Raw genomic sequence first — 13174 nt, forward strand, 5'->3', positions numbered from 1 at the left:
GCGTACGAATGCACTGTAATTGGTTATGATTCATTACCGGATATGAACTGCGAGGCGAGGGTGGTGTAGGGGAATTTGGATTTATGCAAAAATGAAACGCAGCGCTTGCTTTTTTTCAGGCAGGCGCTGTTTTTTGTTGTTACCGGAACCCGGTTCTGCGCTACGCGGGTCAGTTGTTCCGTTACATGGTATGTGGTAAAATATAATTGAGCCGAATAGTTTGTTTCAAACAAAATATAGAGGACTGGTTGATGCCGATGCATAATAAGAATGAGAAGGCAGTTTTTCATGCTATGGATTTTGAAAAAGACGCATACTTGTACAGGCGCCGGACCAAAACAAAATGGAAAAAATTATCCTGTGCTGTTTGCGCGTTGGGCATTTTGTTCGGGGTTTTGGTTATGCCGCAGCATATTGCGGCGGCGGAAACGCAACCGTCAACCGTCACCGCTCTGTCATCGCCGGACGTAAAAGGAGGGGCTGCCGTGGATACCCGGATTGAACAAAACCAAGTGGTAAAAGTTAAAAATGTTTGGGAAACGCTGGAATGGGTTGGCCGCCGGCCGGAAGAGTTAAAGCTGGCGGGAGCCGAGGCTTCCGGTAATACTGGTATTGATTTCTCCGGCGACTGGTATGGACACGTAGTGAAAGGAACTGCCTATGTGAAGAAAAATTACAGTTCTCCCCAAAGGGAGGCTGTTGTATATGAAATTTTCTTTACGGATGACCTTCCGTATTACGATGCAATGATCTGGGATATAGAAAAACGGTATGGCAAGCCGTATATTCAGGCAGAGGAACCGTACGTGGAGTCTAACGGGGGTTGTGTGCAGCACGATTACTATTGGACAGGAAAAGGAAGTATTCATATCTCCGTTGCGGAAAAGCATGATTTTTATGTTTTCCGGTATCATCTCTCGGAGAAACCGAAGCAGGTGAAGTGACTGCTGTAACAATTGAAAGGAAAGATGGTTTTGGGAAGAAGCCAAACAGTTAAGGAGACGCTGATTAAATTTCAGGTACGATTTACAAACAAAGAAATATTGAGTATGTTGCTTTATAAATGCATATAAATGTGTAACGCCCATATCCTTGTGTATTGCAAGAATATGGGCGTATTTCCTTATTGTGCACTTAAGGTTTCCATTTTCAGCTCTCCGTTTTTCAGGGTGAACTTCACTGGCTTCGATCCGAAATACTCGTTATGCAGCGTCTCGAAGCGGAACATGAAGACGTACTCGCCGTCGGGGAGCGGCTCGTCCTGCAGAACCGGCTCTTTATCCAGCGTGAACGGATCGCCGTCAACTTGCGTTTTGCCATCGGCGCTTACAAAGATCGGAGTTACCGTGTCGCCGGTATGCAGTTTCACGAGATCCCTGTCCAAGGTCTTGTCCTGCAGTATGCGGCGCGCGCCGGGGATTTCAAAAGTGTTTTTCTCTATGTCGAAAGCCAGCCAGAGAAGGTGTTTTTCTCCGTTCAGCTTGATGAGGGTAATGTAAAGATTGTAATCTGGATGCTGCTCATGAAGCTGCATCGGAAGCAGATGCCCGTTCAGCGCAGGCCATTTCCCGTCGTACCCGTCCCGGAACACGCCTTTCTTCCAGTCCACCGCGATTTTGTCGTCGCTGCCCAGGAACAGTAACTTGTCGCCGGCGGGAAGGTAAATCGCAAAAGAACCCTTGCTGACTGCGTTCAGCACATCGCGCGGAAGCGTCGCTGTTGCTATGTTTTCCGCATCAAGAGACACGGGAATTTCCGGAACCTTTGACACGTCAAAAGCAGACCAGGGTTTGCCGTCCGTTCCGCCTGCCAGCATTGTACTGTAAAGCGAAGCGATGGTATCGTTGGCGACGGCGAGATTGCTGTATGCTTCACAGGTTTCCTTACGTCCCGACAGGACGTAATAGGCGGAAAGTCCTTTTCCGTAACGGCGGTACTTTCCTCCCAATCTGTAAATGACGGCGCGGTCAACCGCTCTGGCTACGGCATCGGCAGATTTGACGCCTTCTATTCTCTCTGCCAGCGAACCCAGATCCACCATTTCATAGTTGCCATAGTGTTCCACATCGTTTGCCACCCGGTCCAGCGCCGTGAAGAAATACCTGGAATCGGCCTTGGATTTTTGCAGCGCCTCTTTGCCCATCCGTTCGTACGCAGCGTTCAGCCTGGGGAGCGCCGAAACATCCAGCACGGAAAATGTCGCCGTGTCCAGGGTATCCTTTGCCGCGCACTGGGCAAAATAGGTATCGCCAATCATCTTCCCCAGTTCACCGCCGTCCATGGAGGGATTCTTCGCCAGCGCTTCCACCCATCCGGCATAATCGAAACCGTGGCCGGGCACGCTATCCTGTGACGCCGCCATATACCGGGTAAAGCCATAGAGGGAATTGGCGGTTTCGAGGGTCGCCATCACGCAGGCGTCAAAGCAGACAAGATCCAGAGGAGGATGCACCGCGTCTTGTTTCAGCGAACCGGCCAGGGCATTTTGCAGGGCGTTCAGCCCGATGATTTCCTTGTACCGTTCATCTAAGCAGACGCCGCCGAGACTGCCGATGCCGTGATCCCAAAGCACCAGTACGCGATGGTCGGCGGGGTACTTTTCCGTGGCAAAACGGAGAAAATCCAGCAGCGTTTCTCCGTTTCCCATGCTGGCGTCCGGCAGCCGTTCAATTTCGTGAAAGCCGGTACTGTCGTAAATATAGCGTCCCAGCGCATCCGAAGGGATTCCTTCAAAGTGCCACTGTTTCGCGCCGCCTGTCTGGATAATTACTTTAACATTCTCCGGCAGCTGTACAGAGCAAAGTTCTCTGATGTTTTCCGAGGCGCGTTTCAGGCCGCTCTCCAGATCCGAACCGCAAATGTACCAGTAGACGGCCCAGGTCTCCGGTTCCGCCGCCTGCGCGACGCTGCCCATAAGCAGACCCGCTGTCAGAAAAACAGCAAATAGAAACCGCAAAAATGTACTGTACCTCCTTCGTATTTCCCAATCAGGTTTCATGTTCATTCCTCCATAATTTGATTACCGTTATTACTGGATTACTGTTTCTATATAATAATTATATCAGAAAATATCACAAAAAATATTGCAATTATCTAAAAAGAAAAGAATAAAAAAAAGACAAACCCACTTGTTAACCGAGATGTCAGTTTGTAAACCGAAGCGCTTGTTTATCATTTGATAATTGCATATTTGTAAACGAAACGCAGCCTTTTCAAATCAACTGTTTTGTTGTATGCTATCTATAACAGGCATGCGGCACTGAAAATGCTGCAGCGTAAACGCAAAAGATGACCGTAAACGTTATGAACTACTTGCGTTTTGATTAAACAGAAGAATAAAGAACTGCGATGAAAGGATGGAAAACAAGATGAAAAAAGATTTGGGCGTTTTGGAAGCTGTGTTCCCGATGCCGGTGCTGATGATTGCGACGTACAATGAGGACGGGACGGTGAACGTGATGACTGCGGCCTGGGGGCAGGTCTGCGATTTTAAGCAGATCGCGCTCTTTTTGGATGAAGGCCACAAGACCGCGCAAAACATTTTAAAGACAAAGGCCTTTACGGTGGCGATAGCGGACCAGGCGCATATGACTGCGGCGGATTACTTCGGCATAGTCTCCGGCCATAAGGTGCCGGACAAGTTTGCCCGTTCAGGTTTTACCGCGGTGAAGAGCGGTCGTGTCAACGCGCCTGTTATTGAAGAGTTTCCGCTGGTTATGGAATGCGAGCTGGCCGATGTGCTGAAGAAGGGAAGCTTTTTCTGTGTGGTAGGGCAGATCGTAAACACGGCAGCGGACGAATGGGTGCTGGACGCTGAGAGCAAGGTGGATGTGACGAAGCTGAACGCGCTGGTTTATGATACGTTCCGGCACGGGTATTATGTGTGCGGCGAGAAGGTGGGCCAGGCGTTTAAGGAAGGTGCCGCGCTGAAGGGCAATTAAAAGAGAGATTGAGCATATTGCCATATAAATGCATATAACGACTATAAACCCATGCAGATTATTCTATTCTGAATTATAATGAAGTCTTTTGCACAAAAACTTTTCGGGAAGGATGTCCGTTACAAGTTCCGCCACTTCTTCAGTATTATGATCCCAATCCTCGTTACGCAGTCGGCGATTATGGGAATGAACTTTTTTGATACGGTTATGAGCGGACGGGCCGGAGCGGAACAGCTGGCAGGTACTTCCATCGGAACCAATCTGTGGATGCCTGTCTTTACGACGATAAACGGGATTTTAATTGCTGCCACACCGCTTACGGCCCATCTGCTGGGGGCGGGGAAAAAGGCGGAAACGGGGCGCGTCGTCCGGCACGGGCTTTTGCTCGCTCTGTTCTTTTCGTTTCTTTGTTTTGCGGCAGGTTTCTGTTTTCTGGAACCTTTTATCCGAAGGCTGGGACTGGAGCCGCAGGTGGCTTATATTGCCAGGTTTTATCTGGCGGGCATTGGCATCGGTATCATTCCGTTTTTCATGGGGACGGTGCTGCGTTCTTTTATCGATACGATGGGCGGTACCCGTCTTACCATGCAGGTCTATTTGGCGACCCTGCCTCTGAATATCATTCTGAACTACATCCTGATCTTCGGAAAACTGGGAATTCCTCCGCTGGGAGGTATCGGCGCCGGGATTGGCACCGGTATCACCTGCTGGTTTCTGTTCGGGATGTTTGCGCTGATTATCCGCTGGCATCCTTTGTACCGTGACATTCCTATATTCACGGAACTTTCCCGTGAACCGGAAGTGAAAGGTAAAGGGAGAGACAGAACGGAATCTGCAAACAGTCCGGTACATAATCCGGCAACAAGGACGGATGGTTCCGCCTGCTGCAGCCAAAGCAGCCGGTTCAGCAGAGATCTTATTCTGGAGTATCTGCGTATCGGCATACCCATCGGGCTGTCCATCTTTATGGAGACCAGCATCTTCGGCGTGGTTGCATTTATGGTGGTGCGTTTCGGTACCGCTGCCATTGCGGCCAGTCAGGCTTCTATGAACTTTGCCGGCTTTGTTTATATGCTCCCGCTGAGTGTTTCCATGAGCATGACAATCCTGATCGGCATCGAGGCCGGCGCCAGGCGTTGGATTAATGCTGAACAGTATGCCAATGTGGGACTGGCGTTCAATTGGACCTGTGCTCTGATCCTTCCGTCCCTTTGCTTTCTGTTGCGTTACTCCATTGCCGGCATGTATGTTACAGAACCTGAGGTAATCGGGGTATGTGTCCGCTTTATTGCCTACAGCTGCCTGTTTATTATGGGAGATGCGGTGGCTGCTCCCATCCAGGGAATCCTGCGGGGATATAAGGACGTCAATGCTCCGTTTTATTCCAGTCTCATCGCCTATTGGGCAATCTGCATGCCGTTGGGGCTTTTCCTGGATTACAGGCTGGGCCATGGTCCCTATTCGTACTGGCAGAGTCTGGATATCGGGCTCTTCTTTTCTGCACTGATTTTACTCCTGCGCCTGCAATACATTCGGAAAAAGATGCGGGAAGAAGAGTAAAACAATGATATAGTAGTAATCAGTGGCTCTTAATTATTTTTTTGGAGTGAGGTGTTTGATGAAGATGAAAATGTTCACCGGAAAAAATTTGAAAAAGCTTTCTGTTGCGGTTTGCGCTTTAGGCATTTTGGCCGGCGCCGTGGTGCTGCCGGTAAAGGCGATGGCGGCGGAAACGAAAGCGCCTGCTGTCATTACGCTGTCTGCACCGTTTACTAAAGACGGCCTTACGGTAATGGAAGCGCTGGACCGTCGGAGAAGTTCCCGCAGCTTTGCTGACGCGGCATTGCAGGAGAAACAGCTGTCCGCATTATTGTGGGCGGCCGACGGCATCAACCGGCCGGAGTCCGGAAAACGTGTGCATCCGACTACCAGGGGAATTTATAATATTGATGTGTACGCGGTGATGGCCGGCGGTATTTATAAATATGATCCGGAAGCCCATGCGCTGAACAGGGTTTCCCCGGTGGATTTCCGCCCGCAGATTAATGCAAAGCAGACCTTTGTCCACACGGCTCCGCTGACGCTGTTCTTTGTGTCCAATCCGGTTCCGCCCAGAGATCCGTCCCATCCAGTGAACCCGGAACGGCAGCATGCGAATAACTGTCTGGTGGCAGGCACGATGTTGCAAAGCGTTGCGCTGGTGGCGGCCAGTGAAGGGCTGGGAACCTGTGTGCGAGGTTCCGTTGATAAGGCGGCCTTTGCGAAAGCGGCGGGTCTTTCCAAAGAGCAGACGGTGCTGATTTCTCAGACCATCGGCATACTTCCGTGAGGAACAAATATAGGAGAGGTATTGAACATATTGACATATAAATGCATATAACAATGTATAACGCCCATATCCTTGCGTAATGCGGGGATATGGGCGTATATGGTCTGATATGAGGTTTTAAAAATCTGAATTACCGATATAATAAGAAGAACTGGGTCGCGCCGGCTTACAGTTTATGTTTGGATAAATATTGTTTCAGTTCTTCTATCATTTTATCGCCGTCAAAGTTTTTGAAGATTTTAATCATGCAGCCGCTGATCATCGGGTTCATATCAAGTCCCATTTCTACGGAATGGGAATCTGTTTTGAAACCGTAGCAGCGTTTGCCGATACCGTAAGCGATACCCAGCTCCACGCAGGCGCCTTCATCGGGGACACGGCCGTCTATATTCATAAAGATGATATCCGCTTTTCTGACTTGTCCGGCATCCAGGTCAAAAATCATCTTAATGAGTTCTTCCTCTGTCTTGCCTTCCAACTTCGCCGCTTCGATTCCGTCGCGCTGGGGTAAAAAGACCTGATAGCCGAACTCTTCCAGCAATTTTGTGATTTTTAAATTGTACTCCTTTTCGGCCTGGTTAAACATCGGGCTTGCAAAATAAACTTTGTTCCCATGCCCTACGGTTTTGCTGATCTTTGTTTGGAACGCGTCCTTACCGGCAACATTGTTTGCACCACCATTGCCGCCTGCATAGACGGCGAATGAAAACAGCATCGCTGCGCACAGTATTACCGTACCTGTAATATTTGACAATTTTTTCATAAACGGACTGCCTCCTTTGCTTTGTTAGTAACGAATTTGTAAAATAGTATTTACGTTGCCATAGTCATCAGAGCTTCCTCCATATTTATTATATCAAAACCGCCATGGGATTACTACAGATAAGTGAAGCCGGTGGTGTTTTACCGATAAATTTGTTATAGGAATCCACGCAAGAGCAAAGCAATTTTCCAAGGCCGTTTTGTTGTAATTATGTTATAATACTATAAATAATCGAAATTTTCATAGTGGATTGTCTGTAAGATACCAAAACGACAATTGCTTTGAACAGCGGGGTGAGAATTGTGGAATTGAGTAAGAAAAAACTGCTGGCCTTTGTGCTGGCTGCTGCGGTAAGCTTTGGGGCAATCTGTGACGTTGATGCGGCCACTCGCGCCGAGATCGGCCAGATTACCGTGAACAAAAGGGGAAGCAATTTCAAGTGCTGGAACAAGGATGCCGCATCCTATCAGGCGCTTACGAAATACGTTAAGGAGATTACAAAGAAAAACAGTAAGAGCTATATCCCGGTAGAAGACCGCATAGCAGTTTTTGATATGGATGGCACCATCCTCTGCGAGACCGCGCCTTACTATTTATCCCAGATGCTGATCCTGGACCGTGCCCTGCATGATAAAAGCTATACGGCCCCGGCAGAGGACAAGCAGTTCGCACAGGCTTTGGATGCATGGCTTAAAAACAAGAATACAGGCAAAAAGCCGGGCAGCAGTTCTCCGCATTTTGCTTCGGTCTTTTCCGGGCTGACGGATCCGGAATACACTGCCTACGTAAAAAAATTTATGGCTAAACCCGTTGAAGGGCTCGGGAATCTTGCCTGGGGTGAAGCCTTTTATCTTCCGATGGTCGAAGTGATAAAATATCTGCAGGCGAACCAGTTCCAGGTGTACATTGTTTCCGGTTCGGAACGGCAACTGGTGAGGATACTGGTCTGCGATATGCTGGCAATTCCGAAAGCTAACGCTATCGGCACGGACAATGCGATTCTGGCAGCGCATCAGGGCAATACCGACGGGCTGAAGTATGTGTATCGCAAAGACGATTATCTGGTACGTGGCAAGTATCAGGGCAAAAACCTGCAAATGAATAAGGTGACAGCTATTGCCAGGGAAATCGGTAAGCAGCCTGTGCTGGCTTTTGGAAATTCCCGTGATGATGCCAGTATGCTTAACTATGCCATCTATGGAAATAAGTACAAGAGTGCCGCTTTCTTTGTGCTGTGCGACGACTTGCAGCGGGAGCTCGGCAATTTGGAAAAGGCCGACAAATGCAAAAAGCTTGCTGCCGAATACGGCTGGAATGTCATTTCCATGCGGGATGATTTCAAGACGATCTATGGCGATAACGTGAAGCGGGTTACAGTCTCCCGGTAAGAAAGAGAGAAGAAATATAAAGAGATGGTTGGAAAGTCAACCTCTTTATTTGGTATAATAGTATTATAAAAATGGAAAAGAAGTAGGAGACGAGTATGACGGGCCGAGATATCGGAAGGTCTGCGTAAAATATTACAAGGATAGACAGGAGCGTACAAAATGGAATTTAAAGAAGTCGTTAAGAATCGTTATTCCTGTAAAAAATTCAGCGACAGGCAGGTAGAGAACGAAAAACTGACCGCGATTCTGGAAGCAGGGAGACTGGCCCCGACGGCAAAGAACCTGCAGGAACAGCATGTTTACGTGGTGCAGGTGGAACAGATGTTAGCCAAAATTGATGCGGTTACGCCGTGCCGTTACGGCGCGCCTACTGTACTGGTCGTTGCCTATGATAAGAACAACGTGTTCACGTATCCCGGCGGCAAACGGGACTCCGGGGTGGAGGACGCTACCATCGTGGCTACGCATATGATTCTGGCCGCTGCGGATGAAGGTGTGGACAGCTGCTGGATCAATTTCTTTGATCCGGAGAAACTAGCGGAAGCTCTTGAACTGCCGGAAAATGAAGAAGTATTGATGGTGATGGACCTGGGTTATGCGGCAGAAGGCGCAGGACCGCTGCCTAACCATACGAACAGAAAACGGATGGAACAGACGGTAAGCTATATGTAAAAGCCAACCAATGCAAGACTGCTGACAAACTAATTACGTTGGCATGGGCCGGGGGCTGCGGCGGAGCAGCTTTACAGAGAGGAGTCACGATAAGGGCTGGAACTGTGGAGTAGCAGTGAAGAGAATGTGGTAAATTCGAGTTTCACAGGACTGGAGACGTTATAATGAGTTTGAGAAGAAAACTGTTTCTTTTGATTTCTGCTGTAATCCTGTGCGCAGGGTTTCTGTTATCGTCTCCGTCGCATAATAAGTCGGCTGAATCGGCCGGGTTGCCCGTTGGCAAAAGCAGCTATGGATTTGTGGAACAAACCGGTGTAACAAGTGATCCGATCCGGATTTATGCGTATCGGTCGGCAGGATGGAAACCGGGAAAGGTAATTGTAGTTGTTTTTCACGGTTCGAATCGAAACGCAAAGAATTATCGCTCCGGATGGGTTGGTCCTGCAGAGGATAATAATTTGCTGATTATCTGCCCGGAGTTTACGCAAGCTAAGTATCCCGGGATACGATACTATAATACCGGAAACATAATGGACCGCATGAGCGGCAATGGAATATTACAACCCCAAAGCAGATGGGTTTTCCCGGCGATAGACCGTATTATCAATGATATTAAAACCAGGACAGGCGCGCAGGAAAGCCCGGTTGTAGTTTTCGGGCATTCAGCCGGAGGGCAGATGGTTCATCGCTATGCAATCTTTGGAGGAAGAACGGACGCCTGTTTGATTATGCCTGCAAATGCCGGGTGGTATACGATGCCGGACACAAAAGTTTCTTTCCCTTATGGACTCGGTGGAGTTCCTGTAAGCAGAGAAAAACTTGTGTCGGCTTTTGCAAAACCTGTAGTTGTTTTGTTAGGTGAAGAAGATAACAAACGTAATGCAAAGTTGCGTACGACTCCGAAAGCTGACAGACAGGGGCTGAATCGTCTGGCCCGGGGAAAAAACTTTTTTAAAACGGCAAAAATAAAGGCTGCAGAATTGGGCGTACCGTTTAACTGGAAGCTTGTGACTGTTCCCAAGGTCGGACATCAGGGAGCGAAAATGGCCAATGCGGCTGTTAAAGTTATAAATAGTATGTTTAAGGACAAAAAATCAGGGCCGCTTTCGTTTTATAACGGCAGCGTGCCCTGTTTTTTTAATTCTGTTATCAGTTTTTGGAATTTCCAATGCACTATGGCTTAGAAGCTGCCGCCTTTCGCTAACCAGCGGTTAGCAGCTTCTTCGGAAAGGTAAACGGCTTCAATTTGGATGTAGTTATCGGCGGAATGGGTATGCTCGTCCAAAATCCGCACTTTGCCCACGTCGGTGAGGAAACCGTTAACCGCTTCGATTACGTTGCTTGCTTCCATGGGTTTAGCGGCAACAAATTCCAGAACGGTTCCTACAGAGTACCCTTCCTGGGTGTAGATAACAATTTTTTGACCGTCGCTGGTGTTGCGTAATTTGGTAATGCTGCCACGCTGTACTGCGCCAAACCGTCCATCGTTTGACAGCCAGCGGTTGGCAGCTTCTTCTGTCAGATGGGTGTATTCAATCTGGATGTAGTTGTCGGCGGAGTGGGTGTGTTCATCCAAAATCCGCACTTTGCCGGGCTGTGTGAGATAGGCGTTGACGGCTTCAATTACGTTGCTTGCTTGCATAGGTTTGTTGGCAACAAATTCCAGAACACTTGCCACTGAGTAACCTTCCTGCGTGAAGATAACGATTTTCTGACCGTCGCTGGTGTTGCGTAGTTTGGTAATGCTGCCACCGGAAACGTCGGCAAAAGCGGAAGCGGTGAACAGCATCATGAACAGGGTGACGAGTACAAACAGACGAGTTTTCATAATAATAAACCTCCCGGATGATAAAATGAGTGACTCTGCGTTGCGCAGAGTTAATGCCTGTATTTAATCAGTGCCTCCTTAATTATATAGCAAATTACGGAAAATGAAAAGAACGATTTACCGTAACAGAAAGTTTGACTATATGTGGAACGTTTCACCGAAAAAAATAGTTGTGTCGTGAGGAAAAATGCTTGCGAAAAAAATTATTTAATTTTTGCGGATTTTCTTTTATAATAGAGTTGAGCAGAAAGGCGTAAAGTAAAGTGGCAAAGAACGAACGTTGCGTTGGTGACGGACAGGAGATTGCCTTTGTGTAAAGCGATTATACATAATACACATATTTCATGTTTTATTGTTGGCCGGAGGAGGGTACCATTATGGCAAATGCGAAGCGCGATTTTATTGTTGAGAAAGTGAAAGAAGTTCTGGCGGCGCCCAGCTGCTGCCCGGAATTAAAAGACGCGGCGCAAAAATATCTGGCGGCGCTGGATACCGCTGACGAAAAGGCTGCCGGGAAAATTTTAATTGCGGAACTGGAAGAAGATGTGCAGAGTATAGATGATACGCTGGCGTTTTTCTGTTCCGATGCGGCCAAAGAGATTTTTGGCGCGGAGACAGCGGCGAACATGGCGGAAACCGCGAGAAAAGTTAAAGCGACAGGGGCCAAAATCTGCTTCTGTCCGGCTTGCACGGCAGGCAAGGCAATTCTGGATCACAAGGAAACGCTTTTGTAATAATGCGAAACGATGAGTAAACAAGATTTTACAAATCACTGGAGGTGTATGGAATGAAAAAGCTTACCGGTATCCTTGTAGTGTTATTTCTGATGATTTGCAGTTTGGCAGCAGCTGCCGGTCCGGAATTCCGTTCCAATGTAAGCGCTTCAAAATGGCTGCAGGTGAAAGACAGCGTCATTGATGTGACGGATAAGGACGGGCTTATACTGAAGGTCCAGTGGCCGGTCTTTTCTTCCAAAGACGATTCCCACGGGCACCTGATCGCGTCGCTCAAAAAAGAGAGTGACCAGCTCCGCTCCTTTTTCGATAAGGACATGCGGGAATCCAAAGAGCTTGCCGCCAAAGGGCACCGGGACATCCGCAACAGCCGCTGGCTCGTTTTCGTGAAGCTGGAACGCGATGACGCAAGGGTGCTGAGCCTTCTGGAACAGTCCTTTCACCTGGATCTTGCCGGAGAACGGTGGGGCTATGAAGGCCTGAACTATGATGCAAAAACAGGAAAAAAATTAAGCAGTCTTGACGTGTTCAAACTTTCGAAGGAAGAACTGGCCGATACGCTGTTGGCAAGGCTGACAAAGAAATATGGCAGGAAAGTCCTGGGACAAAATCCGAGACGGATGATCCTGAGCAGGATCAAAGACGATTCTGACATGGAATTCCTGCCCTGGATCATGACCACGGAGGGCGTAACGGTTCATTTCCGGAGCGGGGACTTCCATGCCGGTTCCAGGCCGCTCCCCATCACAATCCTCTTCCGCGAGGAACCGGAACTCTTCAATAAAAAATATATGCTGAAATATTGAGATAACACATGAAGGGAAGCCCGATTGCATAAAACAAAATACAGCGCTTGCCGTTTTGCTGTGCGGCGGACAAGCGCTGTATATTTTTATGCCGTGATGGGGGAGTATCAGTTACAAAAAGCACGGGTCAGCGTGCAGACGATTTCATCCGCGTTTCCTTATGTTATGGTTGTTCTTCTTCATTAATAATGAAACCAATGCGGCGGCTGCTTTGCTTTTTATCCTCTTCTTCTTCCGGCAGCGGCTCATCGTCTGGCGGACGCTTTAATGTGATCAGGCAAAGGGTAAACTGGGAGATGTGCTGGATCATTTTCAGGGCTTCCCCTGTGTTAGGGTCGAAACCGTACAGCACAATGAGGTCCGGGTTCCAGTAGCCCAGGCGCTTGATGATGATGGGCCGGTTGGAGAACGAGGCCAGGCTCATGGCCGCCACTTCGTCCGGCGCCAGGCTCTTTTCAAAGTTACGGATAAGTTTGTTGATACGCTCGCACATGTTGGCGGCGGCGGTTTTGCCGACTAACGAATGATTCATTTGTTTCCCTCCCTGTATATGTGATGGAATTTGGAGACACGGGTTCCATGGGTTTATGCGATGTCCTCTGTCATCGCGCATGGGAATGACTCCGTATTTCTTTTACTGTCTGCCGTGTTGCCGTTGGGATGTACTTGCAGTTTTCCGGTTATTTTCTTATAATACATTATAACATGAAATG

13 protein-coding genes are annotated in these 13174 nt (G+C 48.4%); 9 read left to right on the top strand and 4 right to left on the bottom strand.

Annotated features, from left to right (window positions below; genetic code table 11):
- The first annotated feature begins 251 nt into the window (after positions 1 to 251).
- The gene (locus tag QZV31_RS01205) at positions 252 to 944 is read left to right on the top strand and encodes a hypothetical protein (protein ID WP_295357026.1); all 693 of its coding nucleotides are present in this window, start codon (positions 252 to 254) and stop codon (positions 942 to 944) included.
- 179 nt (positions 945 to 1123) lie between these two features.
- On the opposite strand, the gene QZV31_RS01210 is transcribed toward QZV31_RS01205, so the two are convergent.
- Entirely contained in the window at positions 1124 to 2914 is a 1791-nt protein-coding gene (locus QZV31_RS01210) for a clostripain-related cysteine peptidase (RefSeq protein ID WP_295357029.1), read from the bottom strand.
- A gap of 454 nt (positions 2915 to 3368) precedes the next feature.
- Here QZV31_RS01210 and QZV31_RS01215 point away from each other — a divergent pair, with 454 nt between their 5' ends.
- The 3 genes from QZV31_RS01215 to QZV31_RS01225 all read left to right on the top strand — a co-directional run bounded on the left by QZV31_RS01215 (position 3369) and on the right by QZV31_RS01225 (position 6270).
- A complete protein-coding gene (locus QZV31_RS01215; RefSeq protein ID WP_295357032.1) occupies positions 3369 to 3941 on the top strand; it encodes a flavin reductase family protein in 573 nt (190 codons plus the stop codon).
- Positions 3942 to 4088: 147 nt separating this feature from the next.
- Positions 4089 to 5501 carry an MATE family efflux transporter gene (locus QZV31_RS01220; RefSeq protein WP_295357390.1) on the top strand — a complete coding sequence of 471 codons (1413 nt, stop codon included), beginning with the start codon at positions 4089 to 4091 and terminating at the stop codon, positions 5499 to 5501.
- A gap of 58 nt (positions 5502 to 5559) precedes the next feature.
- Positions 5560 to 6270, top strand: a complete 711-nt coding sequence (locus QZV31_RS01225) for a SagB/ThcOx family dehydrogenase (RefSeq protein WP_295357393.1) — start codon at positions 5560 to 5562, stop codon at positions 6268 to 6270.
- 166 nt (positions 6271 to 6436) lie between these two features.
- Here QZV31_RS01225 and QZV31_RS01230 read toward each other — a convergent pair whose 3' ends face one another.
- Positions 6437 to 7033, bottom strand: a complete 597-nt coding sequence (locus tag QZV31_RS01230; protein ID WP_295357035.1) for a nucleoside 2-deoxyribosyltransferase — start codon at positions 7031 to 7033, stop codon at positions 6437 to 6439.
- A 302-nt stretch (positions 7034 to 7335) separates the two neighbouring features.
- On the opposite strand from QZV31_RS01230, the gene QZV31_RS01235 reads away from it, so the two are divergent.
- The 3 genes from QZV31_RS01235 (at position 7336) to QZV31_RS01245 (ending at position 10277) form a co-directional block, all read left to right on the top strand.
- A complete protein-coding gene (locus tag QZV31_RS01235; protein ID WP_295357039.1) occupies positions 7336 to 8421 on the top strand; it encodes an HAD family hydrolase in 1086 nt (361 codons plus the stop codon).
- Between the two features lie 159 nt (positions 8422 to 8580).
- Positions 8581 to 9093 carry a nitroreductase family protein gene (locus tag QZV31_RS01240; RefSeq protein WP_093728809.1) on the top strand — a complete coding sequence of 171 codons (513 nt, stop codon included), beginning with the start codon at positions 8581 to 8583 and terminating at the stop codon, positions 9091 to 9093.
- Positions 9094 to 9623: 530 nt separating this feature from the next.
- A complete protein-coding gene (locus tag QZV31_RS01245) occupies positions 9624 to 10277 on the top strand; it encodes a hypothetical protein (protein ID WP_295357042.1) in 654 nt (217 codons plus the stop codon).
- Here QZV31_RS01245 and QZV31_RS01250 read toward each other — a convergent pair.
- Entirely contained in the window at positions 10274 to 10921 is a 648-nt protein-coding gene (locus QZV31_RS01250) for a hypothetical protein (protein WP_295357045.1), read from the bottom strand. The genes QZV31_RS01245 and QZV31_RS01250 overlap by 4 nt on opposite strands.
- Positions 10922 to 11298: 377 nt before the next feature.
- Between QZV31_RS01250 and QZV31_RS01255 the strand changes: the two genes are divergently transcribed.
- Positions 11299 to 11655 carry a heat-shock protein Hsp90 gene (locus QZV31_RS01255; RefSeq protein ID WP_093728812.1) on the top strand — a complete coding sequence of 119 codons (357 nt, stop codon included), beginning with the start codon at positions 11299 to 11301 and terminating at the stop codon, positions 11653 to 11655.
- 53 nt (positions 11656 to 11708) lie between these two features.
- Positions 11709 to 12461 carry a hypothetical protein gene (locus QZV31_RS01260; protein WP_295357049.1) on the top strand — a complete coding sequence of 251 codons (753 nt, stop codon included), beginning with the start codon at positions 11709 to 11711 and terminating at the stop codon, positions 12459 to 12461.
- 163 nt (positions 12462 to 12624) lie between these two features.
- On the opposite strand, the gene QZV31_RS01265 is transcribed toward QZV31_RS01260, so the two are convergent.
- Positions 12625 to 12993 carry a hypothetical protein gene (locus tag QZV31_RS01265; protein ID WP_093728814.1) on the bottom strand — a complete coding sequence of 123 codons (369 nt, stop codon included), beginning with the start codon at positions 12991 to 12993 and terminating at the stop codon, positions 12625 to 12627.
- Positions 12994 to 13174 lie beyond the last annotated feature (181 nt).

It is taken from the genome of uncultured Succiniclasticum sp., assembly GCF_902793885.1.
In the GTDB taxonomy this organism is placed as follows: Bacteria; Bacillota; Negativicutes; order Acidaminococcales; family Acidaminococcaceae; genus Succiniclasticum.